Origin of the sequence: Micromonospora sp. NPDC002575 (genome assembly GCF_042889525.1) — a bacterium.
GTDB classification, from domain to species: domain Bacteria; phylum Actinomycetota; class Actinomycetes; order Mycobacteriales; family Micromonosporaceae; genus Micromonospora; species Micromonospora carbonacea.
This window is the reverse complement of sequence record NZ_JBIARA010000003.1, coordinates 399722-420085: the sequence shown is the minus strand read 5'-3', so window position 1 is coordinate 420085 and position 20364 is coordinate 399722. Positions and strand designations below refer to the sequence as shown.

The window sequence follows — 20364 nt, the reverse complement described above, 5'->3', positions numbered from 1 at the left end:
GACTGCGGGCATGGGGCAGCATCGGTGAGCGGCGACGGGCGCCCCGCGCTGCCCACCGACCACGTCCGCTGGCGCCACGACGACCCCACCGCCCGGTTGCGGGCCCACGCGGAGGCGGCCGAGGCGACCCTGGCCGCCGGCCACTGCGGGCCGCCGGTGGTCGTGGAGGCCCCACGGTGAGGACGGGCGCGGCGGCGGGTCACCGGGGCTACCTCCACGAGGCGGTCTGCTATGCCTCCGACGAGGAGCTGCTGGCGGTCGCGGTGCCGTTCCTGCTCGGCGGGGTCGCGGCCGGGGAGCCGACCGTGGTGGCGCTGGGCGCGCGCAACCGCGCCCTGGTCCGGGGCGCGTTGCCCGCCGGTTGCGGGGTCACCTTCCTGCGCGGCGGCGACGTCTACGCCCGGCCGACCGCAGCCATCCGCTCCTATCGGCAGATGCTCGCCGGGCACGTGGCCGACGGGGCGCGGCAGATCCGGATCGTCGGGGAGCTGCCGCCGAGCGCCCTGGGGGTGACCTGGGACTGGTGGGCCCGCTACGAGTCGGCGATCAACCACGCGTACGACGAGTTCCCGCTGTCCAGCATGTGCGCGTACGACATTCGCAGCACGCCCGCCTCGGTGCTGCGGGACGTGGCGCGTACCCATCCCCGGCAGGCCATGCCGGACGGGCGGCACGTGCCGAGCCCCGGCTACACGGAGCCGGCCACCTACCTGCGGGAGAACCGGCCGTCGCCGCAGGACCCGCTCCAGTCGACGCCGCCGGTGATCGAGCTGGCCGAGCCGACGGCGGCACAGGCCCGCGCCGCCGTGTACGCCGCCGACGGGGGCCGGCTGCCCGTCGACGACGTGGAGGACCTGGTGGTGGCGGTCAGCGAGACGGTGACCAACGCGCTGCGCCACGGCCGGCCGCCGGTCTGCCTGCGGCTGTGGGTGGGGCCGAACCGGCTGGTGGCGACGGTCTCCGACGGCGGCGACGGGCCGAAGGACCCGTTCGCGGGCCTGCTCCCGGCCGGCAACGGCGCGGAGGGGGGCCTCGGCCTGTGGATCGCCCACCAGTCCTGCAACCACGTGTCGGCGCACCGGGGGCCGGGCGGCTACACGCTGCGGCTGACGGCGGGCAACCCGCACTTCGCCGCGTGAGGCCGCCCGGCCCGCCGGCTCAGGGAATCGTCACCCCGTAGGCGGCGAGGATCTCGCCGATCGGCTGATAGTAGGTGGTGCCGCCGGTGGTGCAGTTGCCGCTGCCGCCGGAGAGGATGCCGACGATCCTGCCGGTGGCGGCGACGTAGAGCGGGCCGCCGCTGTCGCCGGGTTCGGCGCAGATGTTGGTGCGGATCAGGCCGGTGACCGAGCCCTGGGCGTAGTTGACGGTGGCGTTGAGCGCGGTGATCGAGCCGCACCGGACGCCGGTGGTGGCGCCGCTGCGGCAGACGACCATGCCGACGGCGGGCGCGGCGGTGCCGGTGATGGTCAGCGTGCCGGGGTAGGTGTGGACGGCGCTGGGGTGGGCGATCGTGGTGGAGGTGTAGCGGACGATGCCGTAGTCGTTGCCGGGGAAGCTGCTGCCGGCGCGGGAGCCGAGCACGCTGGTGCCGGCGCTGTCGGCGTACCAGGTGGTGGCGGTCGTCGTGCAGTGGCCGGCGGTGACGAAGTAGGAGGTGCTGCCGCTGCGGACGTTCGCGCCGAGCGAGCAGCGCCCGCCGCCGGCGGCGTAGACGGCCTGCCCGCCGGCGATGAGGGTGCTCAGCCGGCCCGGCTCCCGGCGGACCACCGCGTCGGTGCCGGCCAGCCGGGCGCGCAGCGCGGCCAGTTGGCTCTCGCCGACCGTGTCGTCGGCGGCGACGGTGGTCCGGCCGGTGGCCGGGTCGACGGTCCACGCGGTGCCGGCCGGGGCGGTGGCGGCGACGGCGGCCGGGACGGTCTGCGGGACGGGGGCGGCCGGCGGGGCGGGGGCGGCGTGGGCGGCGGCCGGTGGCGCGAGCAGGGGTGCGGCGAGCAGGAGGGCGAGCAGGGGGAAGCGGCGCATCCAGACCTCCAGATATCGGCGTGCGTAGATGCGTTACAGCTTCCCGTCCGGGCCCGCCCGGTTCAAGTGTCGACGCGGCCGAGGATGCCGGTCCGGGCCGCGCCCGACCGAGGGGCGAGGCGGCCCAGGCGAGGCCGGTCGCGGACGGGGCCGACGAGAACCGCGCGTCCCGTGAGGTGGCGAAGGAGCCCCCCGGCGCGACGCCGGGGGGCTCCTTCCGTGTCGGGGGTCAGCTCTGCTTGGCGAGGCCGAGGAACGCCCGCCAGGCGGCCGGCTCGAAGGTCAGCGCCGGCCCCTGCCGGTCCGTGCTGTCGCGGACGCCGACGACGCCCGGCAGGTTGTCGGCCACCTCAACGCAGTTCCCCGAGTTGCCGCTGCTGCGAGTGCTCTTGTGCCAGATCGCGCCGGTCAGGTCCATGCCTCTGCTGCCTCCGAGATCATCTTGACGGTTGCCCCGTGGGGCATCGCCTCCGCCCTCACAGACTCCCAGGTCTGTCGCAGGGAGTGTACGTCCACCGTCCGCTCTACGATCGTGCCCTGCAACTGGTTATCCAGGTATCCGATGTCGCTGCCCTCGGGCGGGGTGGCGATAACGAAGGCCCCATTCAGCCCGTGGTAGGCCCCGGTGCCGCGCGGGATCAGGTGCAAGTGGACAGATGGCCGGCGGGCGATCTCCAGCAGGTGGGTCAGTTGCTCGTGCATCACCTTCGGCCCGCCGATCGGGCGCTCCAGGGCGGTGTAGTCCAGCACCGAAACCAGCAGCGGGGCGGGGTTGCGGCGGAGGACGTCCTGGCGGGCGATCCGGGCCGCGACCTGCTGCTCCATCTCGTCGCCTTCGAGGTGGCTCGCGCCCTCGTGCAGCGCTCGCGCGTACGCCTCGGTCTGGAGCAGGCCGGGCAGGACCAACGGCTCGAAGCTGCATAGCGCGGTCGCCTCCTGCTCGATCGTGACCCATTCCCGGAACCACGGCATCAGGCTCTCGCGGACCAGGGTGTCGCGTATGCGGACCAGCAAGCCGTCGCCTTCCAGGACCGAGTCGCAGCGTTCGGCGAATTCCTCCCGGGGCGGTCGCCGGCACTGCTCGACGGCGGCGACGAGCGATGCCGAGTAGCTGATCTGCTCGCCCAGGGCCTCTTGGGAGAGTCCGGCCCTGGTGCGCAGCCGGCGCAGTTCGCCCGCGAACAGATCCAGCATCGGAATTCGGTTCATCTGCACAGCTCCGTACGTGAGGGCTCCGAGGCTGCACGCATCGTCAGTGCAGCGTGTACGCCTTCCGACAGTAGTGGAGTCCTCACGACACTGTCGGTAGCGCAGGGCCGCCCCTGGTCGAAAAGGTGGGGCTGGGGCGGTCCTGCGTCAAGGGGGGATCGCCCCGGTCCTTTCAGGAGCTGGCGACCCCGACCCACGACGGGAGGGGAGACATGCGGCACCGTAACGGAAGGCACCGGTCGTGCCGGGGGCGGCACTGCGCGTGCAGAGGCTGCGCGGAGCGCAGGCTGTTCCTGGCGCGGCCCCCCGGGCCGAAGCCCAAGCCGATGCCGGCGGGCCCGCCGCAGCCGGTGCCGCCGTGCCTCCCCGGCCCCATCGGGCCCATCGTGTCGCCGCCCGGCCAGCCCAGGATCGGTGACGCGGCGACGCAGATCCTGTGGGTGGGCGCGGGCGAGCTGGTCACTGCTGGCCAGGCCGTTCGCGGGGGGTGGCGATGAACCCCCTCCTGCGGGTGGGCGACGTGCTCACCCTCCAGCACCGAGACTGGGCGGTCGGAGACGGCACCCTGCGCCTGAAGGTCACCCACGTCCCCCGGTACGCGAACTTCCTGACCTCCACCTGGGTGACGCTGCACGGCTTGGAGCTGGCCCCCGACGGCAGGCCCATGCGGGAGCGGTGTGTCCTGGTGCGAGTCCAGGCCGTCCGCGACAACCCGCCGGCCCGGCTGGAACCGGGGGTGCGGGAGCTGTGACCATGCACAAGCGCCCCCCGGAGGCCCTGCTCGATGCCTGACGCGCTCCCGAGGATCGCGGTCGGCGACACGCTGCACGTCACGCGGGCGGCCAGCGACCCCCGGCCGCGCCGCGCCGGCCGGTGAGACGGACCCCCGTCCGCACCACCTGATCGCCCGCCCACCCGAGGCGAGAGGGGCCAGACCCGGCACCTTCGCCGCCCGCCTCACGGGTGCCGTGCCGTCAGGATCGCGGGCTGTCGCCGCCGGGCCCGAGCGGCCCGGCCCCGGCCGCGCGCTCGGCGACCACCACCGAGATGCCGTCGAGCACCCGTTGCAGCCCGAACTCGAACGCGTGCTCCGGCCCGTACGCCGCGCCGTGCGCCGCGCCGGCCGCGCTGCCGACCCGGGCGGCCGTCGGATAGCTGCCCGACCTCATGAACCGCTCCAGCCAGGGCGCGTGCGACTGCCACCACTGGCCGTCCGTCATGCCGGTCTCGCGCTCCAGGTTCACCACGTCCAGCTCGGCCCGAGCCGCGCTCCGGACGTGGCCGAGGACCAGGGTGAGCACCGCGTCCATCTCGACGTCGTCGAGCCCGACGTCGGCCACCGCGCGCAGCTCGTAGTCGTACTTGGCCAGCAGGTTCGGGCCGAGGACCGGCCGGGTCGTCTCGGCGCGCAGCAGCCACGGGTGGGCGCGGTAGAGGCGCAGGTTTTCCCGGGCGATCTGCTCCAGCCGGGCCCGCCAGCCCCCGGGCACGTCGGCCGGGCGGCTCATCTCGCCGTAGAGCGTGTCGACCATGACGTCGAGCAGCTCGGCCTTGCCGGGCACGTAGGTGTAGACCGACATGGTTCCGGCGCCCACCGCCTCGCTGACCCGGCGCATGGTGAGCGCGTCGATCCCCTCGGCGTCGGCGATCTCGATCGCCGCCCGGACGATCCGGTCGACGCTGAGCCCGGGCCCGGCGCTGCGGCTGGCCGGCTCGCGCGTGCGCCAGAGGAGGGCCAGGCTGCGGGCGGGGTCGACCTTGCCCTTGCGCGCGTTCGACATAGTGCCGCCATCCTAACGGCGCATACCGTACCTCGTACGGGGCGAGCGGCGGCCCGGCCGCGTCAGCCCTGGGGCAGGTCGAGCAGCGCGTCCGCCGGGTCGGGGCTGGGCGGCCCCGCCGGCCACCACTGCCCCGCGCGCCTGCGGAACGGATACCAGCGGCCGTCGCGGCCGTAGCGCACCTGCGCGTCGCGGCCGACCGTCCACCGGTTGCGCCAGTTCCGCACCTCGGGCGCGGCCCCGTCGCCCCCGCCCGCCTCGCGCAGCGCGTCGGTGGCGCGCGTTACGAGTTCCCTCGGCGGGCTGAACACCGCGTCGACGACGTCCACGCCGGCCGCGCCCGCGTACTCCCAGGCCCGGACGGCGCGGGGCAGGTCGGCGGCCCGGCCGCTGGCCTCGCCCAGCCGCCTCGCCGCCGGGGAGCGGGGCATCCGGGCGGCCAGCCGCACCGCGTCGCACCAGGCGTCGGGCTCGGCGACGAGCGGCCCCGCCCCGGTCGCGCCCGGAGGCGGCGGCGCCGCTGCCCCTACGCCCGCGAGCAGGTGCCGGGCCCGGTGCGCCGCGTCGGCGGCGAGCACCCCCAGCGCCTCGGCGTCGATGCCGGCCGCCTCGTGCCCGGCAAGCAGCGGGGCGAGGGCGAAGGGCTCGCCGGTCACCGGCCCCGGCGGCGCGGGCAGGGCGACGGGCGGCGCGGCGTACGCCTGCTCGGCCGGCGTGCCGGCCGCGTCGGCGGCGGCGTCGGCGGCGACGGACCGCCGGGCGTTGCGCCGCCGCAGCTCCTGCATCAGCTCCGCCTCGCCCCGCCCGCGCATCAGCAGCAGCACGAACGGGTCCCGGTCGAGCAGCCACGCCGCCTGGTACGCCAGCGCGGCGGCGTGCCGGCACGGGTGGTCCCAGGACGGGCAGTCGCACTCGGGTTCGAGGTCGCCGTAGCCGGGCAGCAGGCGCACCCCGGCGTCGTCGGCGGTCTGTACCAGCTCGTGCGGCATGTCCCGGTCGAGCAGGGCGGCGATGTGCCCGGCCTTCGCGGCGACCCGGTCGAGCAGCCGGTCCCACTCGGCCCCCGTGAGGGCGCCGACGCGCACGATGGTGTCGTGCGGGGTGTACTGGTCGCCGTCGTGCACGCCGGCCGAGATCCGGCCGGGGCTGACGGTGATCGACCCGACCTGCCCGGCGAAGGCATACCGGCGGCCCTTCCTGAGCTGCTCGGGGTCGAGGGCGGTGCGCTCCATCGACTCGATCCAGGCGTTTCCCCACCAGGTGTCGGCGAACTTCCTGCCGATCCGCCTGCCGGGGCCGAACCTCGGGAAGCTGCGCGCCCGCCGCTCGTCGGCGGACAGCTCCGTGTCGTCGTCGGGCTCCAGCTCGTCGTCGTACTCGATGTCGAAGTCCACGTCGTGGCTCCTCATCCCTCGTGGCGCAGTTGCACGAGCCGGAGCAGCTCGGCGTCGGAGAGTTCGGTCAGGGCGGTCTCGCCGCCGGTGAGCACCGCGTCGGCCAGCTCCCGCTTGGCCTCCAGCAGGGCGGCGATCCGGTCCTCCAGGGTGCCCTGGGCGATCAGCCGGTGCACCTGCACGGGCCTGGTCTGCCCGATCCGGTACGCGCGGTCGGTGGCCTGTTCCTCCACGGCCGGGTTCCACCACCGGTCGTAGTGGACGACGTGGTCGGCCCGGGTCAGGTTGAGGCCGGTGCCGGCCGCCTTGAGCGAGAGCAGGAACACCGGCACCTCGCCGGCCTGGAACCGGCGCACCAGCTCCTCGCGCTGCGGCACGGGCGTGCCGCCGTGCAGCAGTTGCGCCGGCACGCCCCGCTCGGCCAGGTGCCGCTGGAGCAGCCGGGCCATCTGGACGTACTGGGTGAAGACCAGCGCACTGCCGCCCGCCGCGAGGATGGTCTCCAGCAGGTCGTCGAGGAGCTGCAGCTTCTCCGACCGGCCGGACAGCGGGCCGTGCGTCTCCTTCAGGTAGTGCGCCGGATGGTTGCAGACCTGCTTGAGGCCGACGAGCAGCTTGAGCACCAGGCCACGCCGGGCGATGGCGGTGGCGCTGGCGCGGATCTCGGCCAGCACGTCGGCGACCACCCGCTGGTAGAGGGTCGCCTGCTCGGCGGTGAGCGGCACGAGGTGGTCGGTGACGGTCTTCGGCGGCAGTTCGGGGGCGATGCCGGGGTCGGACTTGCGCCGCCGCATGAGGAAGGGACGGACCAGCCGGGACAGCCGCTCCACGGCGACGCCGTCGCGGTCCACCTCGATCGGCCGGGCCCAGGTGGCCCGGAACGTCCCGACCTTGTCGAGCAGGCCGGGGGTGGTCCAGTCGAGGATCGCCCACAGCTCGGAGAGGTTGTTCTCCACAGGTGTGCCGGTGAGCGCGACCCGGGCCCGGGCGGGGAGCGCCCGCAGCGCCTTCGCGGTGCCGCTGAGCCGGTTCTTGACGTACTGCGCCTCGTCGGCGACCACCATGCCCCACCCGTGCCCGGCGAGGCTGCCGGCGTCGACGCGCATGGTGCCGTAGCTGGTCAGCACGAAGCCGTCGGTCAGCCCGTCGAGGGACCGGGCGGCACCGTGGAACCGGCGGACAGCAATGCCCGGGGCGAACCGCCGGATCTCCCGCTCCCAGTTGCCGAGCACCGACGCGGGGCAGACGACCAGGGTGGCCCCGGCGGTCGCCGGATCCGCCTGGCGGCGCAGGTGCAGCGCGATGACGGTGACGGTCTTGCCCAGGCCCATGTCGTCGGCGAGGCAGCCGCCGAAGCCGAGCGAGGTCATCCGCTCCAGCCAGCGCAGGCCGCGTAGCTGGTATTCGCGCAGCGTGCCGTCGAGCGCGGCCGGCGGCTCCAGCGGTTCGGGGCCGGCGTCGGGCTCGGCGACCCGCTCGCGCAGCGCGCCCAGCCAGCCGTCGGCGACCACCTCGACCCGCTCGCCCTCGACCTCGGTGCTGCCGATCAGCGTCGCGGCCAGGGCGTCGTACGCCCTGCGCGGCCCGAGCTGCCGCTCGCGGGCCTTGCGGGCCAGCTCCGGCTCGACCGCCACCCACCGGTGCCGCAGGCGCACGATCGGCCGGGACTTCGCCACCAGGTCCATCTCGCCGTCGGTCAGCGCGTCGCCGGCCAGGGTGAGCTGCCAGCTCAGCGGCATCGGCGCGGCGGAGCGGAAGAACTCCGCCACGTCGGCGGGCTGCTCCGGCGGGGAGCTGACCAGCACCCGGGCGTTCAGCTCGCGGGACAGCTCGGGTGGCCACCCGATGTCGATGCCGGCGGCGGCGAGCCGCGCCTCCGCGCCGCCGAGCAGGTCGGTCAGGTCCTCGTCGAGCAGCTCCAGCTCGACCGGCGCGGCGGAGTCGAGCAGGCGCTCCAGCGGCGGCCACACGGCGGCGGCGCGGCGCACGGCGCGCATCGCCTCGAAGGTGGCCTGCTCGCCGAGGCCGTGCTCGTCGCCCTCCCACAGGGCCGCCGCGTCGGCGGCCAGCGTCGGGTCGGCGAGGCTGCGCAGCCGCACCACCGCGGCGAGCGGCGTGGTGTCGAAGTCGCCCCGGCCCTCCAGCCGCAGCGCCACCCGCAGGCCGGTGTCGACGCCGGCGGAGACCTCCCGCGCCCAGTCGCGCAGGTCGTCGACCGGCTCCGGCTCCAGGCCGGTGAACCGGGGGTCGCCGGTCAGCCACGTCGCGGCGGGGATGCGCGGCAGGGTGTCGGCCACCGCGTCGAGGAAGGCGCGGACCAGCCCCTCCGGCTCGGGCAGCGCGAGGTGTTCGGCGGCGGCGTCGACCGGTATCGCCCGGGCCTCGGGCGGCATCGCCGCCGCGAGGGCGCGGATGCGCTCCACGTCGGTGACGTCGAAGGGGCCGACCCGCCAGGCGTCCCAGCCCTGCGGGGAGACGCCGGGCAGGATCCGCCCCCGGGCGGCGAGGTGCAGGCCGGTGACCGCCACCGCCGACCAGAACGCGGCGGCGGGGGTGAGGTCGTCGGCGTCGCGCAGCGCGACGAGCTGCCGGACCGCGTCGCCGACGGGCACGGCGCAGGCGGGCACCGTCCACGCCGCCACGGCGCCGTCGAGCGGGAGGGCGAGGTCCAGCTCGCCGCACTCCCCCAGCGCGTCGAACTCCGCGGGCAGCGCGTGCCCGGCGGGGTCGTAGAAGCTGACCGTGCCGGTCCGGGGCGGGTCGCCCGGCTCGAAGACGACCGCGAACCGCCCGAGTCGCACCGTGCCTCCTGCGGTGATCGGGCGGGCGGCGACCGCCCGCCGGGGGAAGGACAACCCTAGCGTACGTCGTACCGTAGCGCGCACGACAGGGCGGAGCGCGCCCGTGGCTACCGGCCGATCGCGGCGTAGCGGGCCTCCGTGGCGGCCTTCTGCGGCCCCCACCACCACTCGTTGCGGCGGTACCAGTCGATGGTGGCGACCAGCCCGTCGGCCAGGTCCGGGTGGCGGGGACGCCAGCCCAGCTCCCGGCGGATCTTGGAGCTGTCGCAGGCGTACCGCAGGTCGTGGGCGGGGCGGTCCGGCACGTGGTCGAAGTCGTCGGCGGGCCGACCGAGCAGCGTCAGGGTCAACTCCAGCAGGGCCCGGTTGCTCCACTCGGCCCCGGAGCCGATCAGGTACGTCTCCCCGCAGACGCCCGCCTCGATGATCAGCAGCACGGCGTCGTTGTGGTCGTCGACGTGGGTCCACTCCCGCACGTTCGCGCCGGTGCCGTAGAGCTTGGGCCGCTGCCCGCGCAGCACGTTGGTGATCTGCCGGGGCAGGAACTTCTCCACGTTCTGGTACGGCCCGTAGTTGTTCGCGCAGTTGGACGTCGTCGCCCGCACCCCGTACGACCGGACCCAGGCCCGGACCAGCAGGTCCGAGGCCGCCTTCGTCGCCGAGTACGGGCTGGACGGGTCGTACCGGCTCTGCTCGGTGAACGCCGCGCCGCCGTGCAGCGGCAGGCTGCCGAACACCTCGTCGGTGGAGACGTGGTGCAGCCGCCGGCCGTGCCGGCGGACCGCCTCCAGCAGCACGAACGTGCCCTCGACGTTGGTACGCAGGAACGGCGTCGGGTCCTGCAACGAGTTGTCCACGTGGGACTCGGCGGCGAAGTGGACCACCGTGTCGCAGTCCGAGACGAGGGCGTCGACCAGGTCGCCGTCGCAGACGTCGCCACGGACGAAGGTGATCCGGTCGGCGACCTCGGCGAGGCTGTCCCGGCTGCCGGCGTAGGTGAGCGCGTCGAGGACGGTCAGCCGCAGGCCCGGCCGGGTGGCCAGCACCCGGCGCACGAAGTTGACGCCGATGAACCCCGCACCCCCGGTGACCAGCATGTGCTCCATGCCGCGACGCTAGCCGACGGGGCTCGAAACCAGGTCGAACCCGGCTACCTGCCCGCCGGGGTGCCCGGACCGGCCGGGCCTGCCTAGGCTCGCTGCCATGCGGAGAACTGTCCACCCGGCACGGCGCGCAGGTGCGAGATGAGCGGGCCGAGCCCCACCCAGCGGTCCCTCACCCGGGACGACGTGGCCTGGTACGTCCGGGCCTCCCTCTCCCCCGCCCGCGGCGTGGCCGACTGCGGGCCGCTCGGCGGGGGCGGCTTCGCGACCGTGTGGTGGCTGACGCTGGACGACGGCGGCGCGGCCGTGCTGAAGGTGGCGCCACCGCCCGGGGCCCGCCTGCTGCGCTACGAGCGCGGCCTGGCGGCGGCGGAGGCGCGCTACTTCCGGCTGGTGGCCGCGCACGCGCCGCAGGTCCCCGTGCCCCGGGTGCTGCACCACGGCCGGGACCCGGAACGCGGCGAGTGGCTGCTCACCGACCGACTGCCCGGACGCCCCCTCGCCGAGCTGACGGGCGACGCCGACGCCGACCCGGCCCGCGCCGACTTCGGCGCCGCCACCGTCGCGCTGCACCGCATCACCGGCGACCGGTACGGCTACGACGGCGGCCGGGCCGGCGGGCCGACGTGGTCGCGCGCCTTCGCCGCGATCATCGACGACCTGCTCGCCGACGCGGCGGACTGGGACGTCGCCCCGCCCGGCGGGCCACGGCTGATCCGGGAGCTGGTGCGCCACCACGCGGGGGCACTGGACGAGGTGCGCCGCCCCGTCCTGCTGCACTTCGACGGCTGGGACGGCAACGTGCTCGCCGCGCCGGACGCGACCGGCGCGTACCGGATGTGCGGGCTGGTCGACGGCGAGCGCTACCTGTGGGGCGACCCGCTGCTGGACCTGGTCTCGCCGCTGCTGTTCCGGCGGGCCGAGGACGAGCCGGAGCACCCCTTCGTGCGCGGCTGGCGGGCAGCCGGCGGGCAGCCGGCCGCGTTCGACCCGGCGGCCCGGGTGCGCCTCGGCCTCTACCGGCTGCACCTGTACCTGCTGATGATCGTGGAGATGCCCAGCCGGGGGATGACCCCGGACAACGCCCCGGACCGGTCCGCGTTCCTCGCCGAGCTGCTCGACCGGGAACTGGCCGACCTCGGCCGGGGCCTGCCCCGCCCCTGAGCCGGGGCGTCGGCTAGGCCGCCGGGGTGCTGCCGCGGCGGGTGTAGCCGTTGAGCAGGGCGTAGTCCCGGCAGTTGCCGCCGCCGCCCCCCGCGCCGTCGAGGGTGGTGCCCGCCTTGCGGCAGTTGGCCCGCAGGCTGATCACCCGGCCGGCGCGGACCTCGATCGGGGAGACCATGTGGTAGTCGAGGTCGCGGAAGTTGTTGAGCGCCACCGTCAGCACCGTGGCCCCGTCCACCACCAGCTCCAGCCGCCCCTCGTCGCCCTGCGGGTTCTGCAGGAAGATGTCGGTCAGCACGAAGACCCTGCCGGACGGCACCGTGTACTGGTCGGTGCGGGTGACGCCGGTGCCGGCGGTCACCGCCAGCCGTTCGTTGGTGGACTGCGCGCCGGCCGGCAGCGCGGGCGCGGCCGGTGGCGGGGTCGGCGTCGGCGAGGGCGGCACCGGGGGGTTGCCCGGCGTCGGCCCGGACGGCGGCGCGCTCGGGCTGGTCCGGTTGATGGCCTCCTGCGCCTTCGAGTCGGCCACGCTCGCCTGCTGCGCCACCGGGGCCACCTGTTCCTGGGCGACCTCCTCGGCCAGCGACCGCACGCTGGGGCGCAGCAGCGCATACCACAGGCCGACGCCGAGCAGCGCCAGCACCACCAGCGCCGCCACCACCCGGCCCAGCCCCTGCGGCAGCAGCGGCTCCTGCACGGTGGCCCCGTCGAGGGTGGCCGGCGGGGTCTCCTCGGAGGACACGACGAGCTGGAACGGCAGCGTCGCCGGGTGGCCCTGCCAGCGCAGGCGGCGGGCGCGGACGCGGACCCGCACGAAGGCCGCCTCGCCGGGGGCGACGCCGAGGTTCGGCGGGCGGACGGCGACGCGGAGCCGGTTGTCCGGGTCGCCGCCGGCCAGCGCCAGCCCGATCGGGGCGTTGCCCAGGTTGGCGATGGACAGCTCGTGCCGGCCGCCGAAGCGGCCCCGGGAGGTGCGCGGCAGCAGCTCGGGGGCGAGCTCGGCGAACGGCAGCACCCGCACGACGCCCTCGGGCGCGACCTGGCCACCCGGGTTCTCGATCGGGGTGACCCGCACCGCGAAGGGCCGCTCGCCGGCGGCCACCTGCGGCGCGCGCGGCGGCTGGAACCGCACCGTGACGAGCTCGGCCGAGCCGGGATAGACCGAGACGGTGGCCGGCTCCGCGTGGGCCCAGCCGGCCGCGTCGCCGATCACCTCGATGGCGTACGACTCGACGATCGGGCCCGCGTTGCGGACCTCCAGCCGGCAGGCCGCCTCGCCGCCCGGGCTGACCTCGACGAGGCCGGTGTCCAGGTTCGCGTCCGTGGTCATGACGGCGACTCTAGGGGCGGCGGCGCTGGTGGAGCCGGCCGTGGAGGAAGACCTTGGGGCAACGCGGGAGGGCCGTTGAGCCCACGTTGACTGCACGATTGGCGCCCCCGGCGATACTCGGCGTCATCGACCGTTCGCCGCTCGCACTCGGGGGTGCTCATGCGACGCGTACCTGTCCACCTGTCCTCCACCGACGTCATCTCCCGCGCCGGCGTGGTCAGCCAGCTCCGGCCCCGCCCGGAGGTGCTGCTGCTCGACGCCGCCGAGGCCGACCGCGCCGAGGTCAGCGTGATCATCGCCGACGGCATCGACGAGCCCGTCCTGCGGACCCTGCGCGCCCTGCGCACCCGGGGCGCGTCCGCCCTCGTCCTCGTCGTCACCCAGGTCGACGACGCCGGGCTCGTCGCCGCCGTCGAACACGGCGTCGCCGGCATCGTCCGCCGCAGCGAGGCCAGCGCCGACCGCCTCGTCACCGTCATCCGCGCCGCCGCCGCCGGCGAGGGCACCGTCCCGCCGGACCTGCTCGGCCGGCTCCTGCAACAGGTCGGCACGCTGCAACGGGAGGTCCTCGGGCCACGTGGGCTGACCTTCTCCGGCCTCGCCGACCGGGAGGTCGAGGTGCTGCGGCTCGTCGCCGACGGCTTCGACACCGCCGAGATCGCCGCGAAGCTCTCCTACTCCCAGCGCACCATCAAGAACATCCTGCACGACGTGACGAACCGGCTGCACCTGCGCAACCGCTGCCACGCCGTCGCGTACGCCCTGCGCAACGGGCTGATCTGAGCGCGCCGCCTGCCCCAACGGGCAGGCCGCGCTGCCCGCAGGCCGGCACCGACCGGCGGGACCCGGCCCGCCGGCGGTCGCCACCGTGGAAGCGGACGTGACCACGGGGAGGTGTCGTGCGCTGGGGCAGCCGCCGCTGGACAGTCATGGTGCTCGGGTTGGTGACCGGGCCGGCGCTCACCGCGCCCGAGCCACCCCCCGGGCCGCCCGCGCCACCCCCCGCGCCGGCACCGGCCCCACCGGCCGCCGAGGTCGACTACCGGCTGGGCTACCGCAGCGTGGAGCGCCCGACGCTGGTGGTGAGCGCGGGCGGCACGGCCGAGCCCGGCGCGCTGCTGTCCGGCGTCGGCGAGCGCGGCGACGCCGACCAGGACGCCGACGCGCGCGCCGGCCGGCTGGTCTGGGTGGGCCACCAGGCACCCGCCGACGGCGCGGACCTCGCCGGCGGGCTCTACCTGCGCCGCCCGGACGCGCCGCCGCTGCGGCTGGTCGGCGCCCCCGGCACGGTCGCCCACCCGGCCCTGTCGCCCGACGGGCGGCGGGTCGCGTTCACCAGCGACCGGGCCGGCAACGCCGACATCTGGCTCGTCGACGTCGACGGCACCGGGCTGCGCAGGCTCACCGACCACCCGGCCGAGGACAGCTGGCCGACCTGGTCGCCCGACGGCACCCGGATCGCGTACGGCAGCACCCGCGCCGACCCCGCCGGGGACGTCTGGGTGGTGCCCGTCGCCGGTGGCGACCCGGTGCGGGTGACCGACGGCCCCGCCGCCGAGGGGCAACCCGCCTGGTCCCCCGACGGGCGGCGGCTGGCGTTCACCACCACCCGGTTCGCGCCGAGGTCCGACCCGACGTTCCGTACGGTGGCCACCGTGGCCCCCGGCGGCGGCCCGGTCACCCGGGCGGTGCCGGGGCCCCGGGACGCCGCCGAGCCGGCCTGGTCCGCCGACGGCGCGCGGATCGCGTTCACCTCCACCCGGGACGACCCGGCCGGCGACGTGTACGTCGCCCGGGGCGACGCGGTCACCCCGGTGGCCGCCGGCCCGCTGCCCGAACACCAGCCGGCCTGGCGCGGCGGCGACCTGATCTGGACGGCCACCGAGCTGGCCGGGGCGAGCGACGTGTCCAGCGCCGACGCGACCGGCGGGGACCGCCGCAACCACACCGCCCGGCAGGGTCCCGAGACCGGCCCGGCGTTCAGCCCCGACGGCACCCGGCTCGCCTACAGCGCCGACCAGCCCGTCACCGGCGGGGTCCGCATCGTCGTCGCCGACTCCTCCGGCGCGAACCCGCGCACGCTCGCCCCGCCCGGCACCACCTTCCAGGACCGCGACACCGACCCGAGCTGGTCGCCCGCCGGGGACGCCATCGCGTTCACCCGCTGGCCGGCGGACGGCGGGCCGTCCCGGGTGCTGGCGGTCTCGGTCGCCGACGCGCGCCTGCTCGCCGAGGTCCCCGTCCCGCCCAACCTCGACGGCGGCGACGCCGAGCCGACCTGGTCGCCGGACGGCACGCGGCTGGCGTTCTCCCGGACGGCCACGCCCCGAAAGAGCGACCTGGGCGAGCCGAGGACGGACCGGCCGGCGTGGCCCGGCACGTCGTTCGAGGTGACGCAGACGGTGCCCACCCCGCCGATCCCGCCCCGCCCGGACATCGTCTTCCTCGTCGACAACACCGCCTCCATGAAGGAGCCGGGCGAGGGCGGCGCCAGCGTGATCGAGCAGCTGAAGCTGCGCATCCCCGAGGTCGTCGACAGTGTCCGCGCGCAGCAGCCCGACGCCCGGTTCGGCCTGGCCACGTTCGGCGGCACCGACGACGGCGCCTACGACCCGGGCCTCTACGACCCGCGGCTCGCGCTGACCGACGTCGACGCCGACATCGCGCGGGCGGTGGCCGGCCTCGCGGCCGACAGCCAGTACGGCGAGGAGAACTGGTTCTACGCGCTGCGGCAGCTCGCCCGCAACGACCGAATCGGGTTCCGGCCCGACAGCAGCCGCATCGTCGTGCTGATCAGCGACACCGACAGCGTGGACAAGACCGTCCCGCCGCCGGAGGGGGGCACGATCGACGAGGGCGACCTCACCCGCGCCCTCCAGGCGGCCGGGGTCGCGCTGATCGGCGTGCCGATCGTGGGCGCGGACTTCGAACGCGGGCTGAACTACGACGGGGCGGCCGGCCGGATCGCGGGGGCCACCGGGGGGCTGCTCACGGCCAACAGCGACCCGGGGCAGATGATCGACGCGATCATCGACGCCATCGGCAAGCTGAAGGTCACCGTCATCCCGAGCGCGTACTGCGACGACGGGCTCTCGGTCACCTTCACCCCGGACCCGGCGCAGGTGGACGCCGGCACGCCGGCCACGTTCACCGAGGCCGTCTCCGTCGCCCCCGGCGCGGTCCCCGGCTCCGTGCTGCGCTGCACGCTGCGCTTCGACCTCGACCCGCCGGTGGCCGGCTCGGGCGGCGTACAGGAGCTGATCGTCCGGGTCGCCCAGCCCGGCCTGCCGCTGGTCCGGGTCGACGACGTCGAGGTGCCACCGGCCGGGCCGAGCGGCGCGGTGGTCACCTACCGGGCCACCGCCGTGGACGCGGCACAGCGCCCGCTGCCCGTGACCTGCACGCCGCCGTCCGGTTCGCTGTTCGGCATCGGGCAGACCGTGGTGACCTGCCAGGCCACCGACTCCGCCGGCCGCACCGGCACCGACACCGCCCTGATCCTGGTGACCGACCCGAAGCTGTCCGGCGCCCGGATCTGGCTGGCCCGGCTCGCCGACGGCGGCGGCGGCACCCGCACCGTCACCGACCAGGCCGACCTGAGCGCCCGGGTCGGCCCCGGCTGCCCGGCCCGGGTCGACGACCACGCGCCGGCCTGGTCGCCGGACGGGTCCACGATCGCGTTCGCCGACAGCGGCGGGCCCGCCGACCTGTGCCTGGTCGCGCCCGACGGCTCCGCCGCCCGGCACCCCCTCGCCCCCGGCGACCGCGACGGCCGGTCGGCGGCCGACCCGGCGTGGTCCCCCGACGGCCGGCGGATCGCGGTGACCCTCCAGGACACCGAGGCGCCCCCGGACATCGTCGTCGTGCCCGCCACCGGCGGCCCGGCGGCCACGGTGATCCGGCAGGTCGGGTCGGAGCCGACGTTCCAGCGGCTGCCGGCGCCCGACCTCGGCCTCACCGTGTCGGTCGGCAACCAGCCGGCCTACCTGGGCGGCGACCCGATCCCGGTCACCTTCACCGTGCGCAACGCCGGCCGCCTCCCCGCCGCCAACGTCTGGCTGGAGGTCACCCCGCCCACCGCGCTGCTGCCGCCCACCAGCGCCGACGTGCGCTGCGGCACCGGCCGCCGGCTCTGCGTGCTCGGCGACCTCGGCCCCGGCGGGCAGCAGGTGGTCACGGTCGTCCTGCCGGCGCGGGCGGCGCTCACCGCGACGGTCACCGGCCGGCTCACCGCGACCGTGCGGGAGGTGTCGGCGACGCGCACCGCGCAGGCGTCCGTGCAGGTGATCGCGCCACGGCTGCGGGTGGACCCGGCGATCGGGCCGCCCGGGTTCGTCACCGCCGCCGTCGGCACCGGCTTCCCGCCCGGGGCCACGGTGCGGCTGCGCTGGCAGCCGGGCATCACCACCACACCCGACACGGTGGACGTCGACGCGGACGGCAGCTTCCGCACCCAGGTGCTGGTGCTGCGCAAGGACGAGCTGGGCCCGCGCGACCTGACCGCCGGCCGCGCGTCGGGCCGCGCCTTCGGTCCGGTACGCGCCACCGAATCGTTCCTCGTCGTGCCGCGCGGCCTCGACCCGCCGTTGCGCGGTCGGGGGTGACCGGGTGATCCACGAGATCGACGACGCGCTGCGCCGGCTCGTCCGCGACCGGGCGCTGCCCGGCTCCGGCGTGGACATCGTCCTGGAGGCGCCGACGAAGGAGTGGGCGGCCCGGCGCAACGCGCCCACCGTCAACGTCTACCTCTACGACATCCGCGAGGACCTGCGCCGCCGGTCCCGCGCGCTGCTCAACGAGTACGACGAGCAGGGCCAGGTCGCCCGCCGCGTTGCACCGCCCCGCTACGTGAAGCTGTCCTACCTGGTCACCGCGTGGACGCAGCGCCCCGAGGACGAGCACCGGCTGCTGTCGTCGCTGCTGCTGTGCCTCCTGCGCCTCGACGCGCTGCCCCGCGACGTGCTGACCGGTTCGGTGGCGGCGCTCGGCATGCCGGTGCCGATGACGGTGGCGCTGCCCCCGCCGGAGGACCGGGCGTTCGCCGACGTCTGGACGGCGCTCGGCGGCGAGCTGAAGCCCTCGCTCGACGTGGTGGTCAGCGCCCCGGTCGACGGCGGCGAGGTCATGGCCGCCGGGCCGCCGGCCCGCGAGGGCGCGGCCGTCGAGGTCGGCGACCGCACCCGCGCCGCGTCCACCGCCGACCGGGTCCGTCGCCGGCCGGCGCGGGCGGAGGGCTGAACGGTGGTCGGGGAAACGCCGCCGCTGCTGCGCCGCCTCCAGCGGGTGGAGCTCGCGGTACGCGCCGCCGTGGCGGCCCGCCGGGAGACCGACCCGCAGCCCGACGACCCGTTCCGGGGCCTGTACCTGTCTGACGAGGCGGTCGACGCCGCCCTCGCCGCCGGCCGGGAGCCCTTCGTCCCGTGGCCGGGCGGTCCGGCCGACGCCTCGGCAAGGGCGTCGGCCGGACCGGGGCAGACGCCCGGCGGGCCCGGGGCGGCGGGGCCGGAGCCCGCGCCCGACCGGCTGGCGCGGCTGGCCCGGGCGGCGGGGCTGACCGCGCTGGACGAGGCGCTGCTGCTGGTGGCCCTCGCGCCCGACGTGGACAGCCGGTTCGAGCTGTTCTACGGATACCTCAACGACGACGTGACCCGCCGCCGCCCCTCGATCGGGCTGGCGCTGCGGCTGTGCGGGCTGCCCGAGGCCGCCGCGCCGGCCCGGCTCCGCCTCGCCGCCGGCGCGCCGCTGATCGACCTGGCCCTGCTGCGCGTCGACTCCCCCGACCGGCCGGTGCTCGGCCGGGGCCTGTGGGTGCCCGACCGGGTGGGCGGCTGGCTGCTCGGCGCGGACGCCCCCGAGCCGGCCCTGGTCGGGATCGCCGAGCCCGTCGACGCGACCGGGCCGCCGCCGCCCGACGCCGAACAGCTGGGCCGGTCCGGGGCGCGGCTGGCCTACCTGCGGGAGCAACCCGGCGGCAGCGCCCCCGCGCTCGCGGTGGCCGCCCTCGACCGCGCCGGGCGCGGCGCGCTCGCCGTGGACCTGCCCCGCCTCGCCGCCGACCCGCAGGCCGCGGAGCTGGCCACCGTGCTGGTGCGGGAGGCGCTGCTCACCGGCGCGGGCCTGGTCGTCGGGCCGGTGCAGGGCGGCGAGCCGTGGGCCGTCTGGTCGCGGCTGACCGCCGGGGAGGTGCCCGTGCTGGCGTACGGGACGCAGCCGTGGGACCCGGCGTGGACGGCGACGGCCCCGGTGCAGGCCGACGTCGCGCCGCTGAGCGCCGCCGAGCGGGCGCAGGTGTGGCGGGCCGCCCTGCCCGGCCCCGTCGCCGACGGGCTCGACCCGGCCGACGCCACCGCCCAGTTCGTCCTCGGGGCACCGGCGATCCGGCGGGCCGCCTCGGTCGCCGTACAACTCGCCGCCGCCGCCGGTGAGCCGGTCGGCGCGGCGCACCTGCGCGCCGGGGCGCGTACCCAGAACGCGGCCGGCCTGGAGCGGCTGGCCCGGCGGATCGTCCCCGAGGTCGGCTGGGACGACCTGGTGCTGCCGCCCGCGACGCTGTCGCTGCTGCACGAGCTGGCCGGTCGGGCCCGGCACCGCGACCGGGTGCTGCGCGAGTGGCGGATGCGCCCCGGCGGCGGGCGCGGGCACGGGGTGACCGCCCTGTTCGCCGGGGACTCCGGCACCGGCAAGACGATGTCCGCCGAGGTGGTGGCGGGCAGCCTCGGGCTGGACCTGTACACGGTCAACCTGGCCACGGTCGTCGACAAGTACGTCGGGGAGACCGAGAAGAACCTGGAGCGGATCTTCGGCGAGGCGGCCGGCGTCAACGGGGTGCTCCTGTTCGACGAGGCGGACGCGATCTTCGGCAAGCGTTCGGAGGTGCGCGACGCCCACGACCGGTACGCCAACATCGAGTCCGCGTACCTGCTGCAACGCATGGAGACCTTCGACGGGCTGGCGGTGCTCGCGACGAACCTGCGGGCCAACCTGGACGAGGCGTTCACCCGGCGGCTCGACGTGGTGGTCGACTTCCCGGTGCCCGACGAGGCGGCCCGGCGGGCGCTGTGGGACCGCTGCCTCGGCGACCGGGCGCCCCGCGCCGACGACGTGGACCTGGGCTTCCTCGCGGAGGCGTTCGAGCTGGCCGGCGGGCACATCCGCTCGGCGGCGGTCACCGCCGGCTACCTGGCCGCCGGGGCGGGCCGGCCGGTGGGGATGGCGGAGCTGATCGGCGCGGTCGGGCGGGAGTACCGCAAACTCGGCCGGCTCACCCTGGAGAGCGAGTTCGGCCCCTACCTCCGGCTGGCCGGCTGACCGGGCGCCGAGGTTGTGGGGCCGCGCCGCCGACGCGGCGCTCACTGCCGAACGGTGATGTGAACGGTGAGCGGCACTCGGGGAGCCGGGACCGGCGTTCGCCGCGCCGGCCCCGGACGCCGCGTGTTGCCCGCACGGGCAGCTCAGGCTGCCCGCATGCCGGCCCGACTCACCCTGTGCGGCGTCGGCCGGGGGCGCGACCGTCTACCTGGGAGACCCGGCCGCCGGCACGTCGGGTTGCCCCGGCGA

The 20364-nt window shown here is 76.3% G+C and carries 16 protein-coding genes; 8 read left to right on the top strand and 8 right to left on the bottom strand.

All coding sequences use genetic code 11. The features are described from left to right. Nucleotides 1-24 precede the first annotated feature (24 nt). Entirely contained in the window at nucleotides 25-180 is a 156-nt protein-coding gene (locus ACFYWL_RS07530) for a hypothetical protein (protein WP_386968701.1), read from the top strand. Next, nucleotides 177-1139, top strand: a complete 963-nt coding sequence (locus tag ACFYWL_RS07525) for an anti-sigma factor RsbA family regulatory protein (protein WP_386968698.1) — start codon at nucleotides 177-179, stop codon at nucleotides 1137-1139. The genes ACFYWL_RS07530 and ACFYWL_RS07525 overlap by 4 nt, the downstream gene beginning before the upstream one ends. A 19-nt stretch (nucleotides 1140-1158) precedes the next feature. Here ACFYWL_RS07525 and ACFYWL_RS07520 read toward each other — a convergent pair whose 3' ends face one another. The 3 genes from ACFYWL_RS07520 to ACFYWL_RS07510 form a co-directional block, all read right to left on the bottom strand. Then, entirely contained in the window at nucleotides 1159-2025 is an 867-nt protein-coding gene (locus tag ACFYWL_RS07520; protein WP_386968695.1) for a S1 family peptidase, read from the bottom strand. Between the two features lie 229 nt (nucleotides 2026-2254). Next, entirely contained in the window at nucleotides 2255-2443 is a 189-nt protein-coding gene (locus ACFYWL_RS07515) for a DUF397 domain-containing protein (protein ID WP_386968692.1), read from the bottom strand. Next, nucleotides 2434-3219 carry a Scr1 family TA system antitoxin-like transcriptional regulator gene (locus ACFYWL_RS07510; RefSeq protein ID WP_386968690.1) on the bottom strand — a complete coding sequence of 262 codons (786 nt, stop codon included), beginning with the start codon at nucleotides 3217-3219 and terminating at the stop codon, nucleotides 2434-2436. The genes ACFYWL_RS07515 and ACFYWL_RS07510 overlap by 10 nt, the downstream gene beginning before the upstream one ends. Before the next feature lie 508 nt (nucleotides 3220-3727). On the opposite strand from ACFYWL_RS07510, the gene ACFYWL_RS07505 reads away from it, so the two are divergent. After that, on the top strand, nucleotides 3728-3985 hold the full coding sequence (locus ACFYWL_RS07505) for a hypothetical protein (RefSeq protein ID WP_386968687.1): 258 nt from the start codon (nucleotides 3728-3730) through the stop codon (nucleotides 3983-3985). Between the two features lie 223 nt (nucleotides 3986-4208). Here the strand turns inward: ACFYWL_RS07505 and ACFYWL_RS07500 are convergent, their stop codons facing one another. From ACFYWL_RS07500 to rfbB, 4 genes are all read right to left on the bottom strand, one after another. Continuing rightward, entirely contained in the window at nucleotides 4209-5015 is an 807-nt protein-coding gene (locus tag ACFYWL_RS07500) for a TetR/AcrR family transcriptional regulator (RefSeq protein ID WP_386968685.1), read from the bottom strand. 62 nt (nucleotides 5016-5077) lie between these two features. Then, on the bottom strand, nucleotides 5078-6409 hold the full coding sequence (locus tag ACFYWL_RS07495; RefSeq protein ID WP_386968683.1) for an SWIM zinc finger family protein: 1332 nt from the start codon (nucleotides 6407-6409) through the stop codon (nucleotides 5078-5080). An 11-nt stretch (nucleotides 6410-6420) separates the two neighbouring features. After that, a complete protein-coding gene (locus tag ACFYWL_RS07490) occupies nucleotides 6421-9210 on the bottom strand; it encodes a DEAD/DEAH box helicase (protein WP_386968680.1) in 2790 nt (929 codons plus the stop codon). A gap of 107 nt (nucleotides 9211-9317) precedes the next feature. Continuing rightward, nucleotides 9318-10316 (bottom strand): dTDP-glucose 4,6-dehydratase, encoded by a 999-nt coding sequence (rfbB, locus tag ACFYWL_RS07485; RefSeq protein WP_386968677.1) that lies wholly within the window; start codon nucleotides 10314-10316, stop codon nucleotides 9318-9320. 138 nt (nucleotides 10317-10454) lie between these two features. On the opposite strand from rfbB, the gene ACFYWL_RS07480 reads away from it, so the two are divergent. Next, nucleotides 10455-11477, top strand: coding sequence for a phosphotransferase family protein (locus tag ACFYWL_RS07480; protein WP_386968674.1), 1023 nt, complete (start codon nucleotides 10455-10457; stop codon nucleotides 11475-11477). Nucleotides 11478-11490: 13 nt separating this feature from the next. Here the strand turns inward: ACFYWL_RS07480 and ACFYWL_RS07475 are convergent, their stop codons facing one another. Continuing rightward, nucleotides 11491-12807, bottom strand: a complete 1317-nt coding sequence (locus ACFYWL_RS07475) for a hypothetical protein (protein WP_386968671.1) — start codon at nucleotides 12805-12807, stop codon at nucleotides 11491-11493. A 159-nt stretch (nucleotides 12808-12966) separates the two neighbouring features. On the opposite strand from ACFYWL_RS07475, the gene ACFYWL_RS07470 reads away from it, so the two are divergent. From ACFYWL_RS07470 to ACFYWL_RS07455, 4 genes are all read left to right on the top strand, one after another. Then, entirely contained in the window at nucleotides 12967-13590 is a 624-nt protein-coding gene (locus ACFYWL_RS07470; RefSeq protein ID WP_386968669.1) for a LuxR C-terminal-related transcriptional regulator, read from the top strand. A 116-nt stretch (nucleotides 13591-13706) separates the two neighbouring features. Beyond that, a complete protein-coding gene (locus tag ACFYWL_RS07465; RefSeq protein ID WP_386968666.1) occupies nucleotides 13707-17411 on the top strand; it encodes a VWA domain-containing protein in 3705 nt (1234 codons plus the stop codon). 4 nt (nucleotides 17412-17415) lie between these two features. Further along, complete coding sequence (locus tag ACFYWL_RS07460) at nucleotides 17416-18045, top strand: DUF4255 domain-containing protein (protein WP_386968663.1); 630 nt, start codon at nucleotides 17416-17418, stop codon at nucleotides 18043-18045. Nucleotides 18046-18048: 3 nt separating this feature from the next. Then, nucleotides 18049-20115, top strand: a complete 2067-nt coding sequence (locus ACFYWL_RS07455) for an ATP-binding protein (RefSeq protein WP_386968661.1) — start codon at nucleotides 18049-18051, stop codon at nucleotides 20113-20115. The last annotated feature ends 249 nt before the right edge of the window (nucleotides 20116-20364 follow it).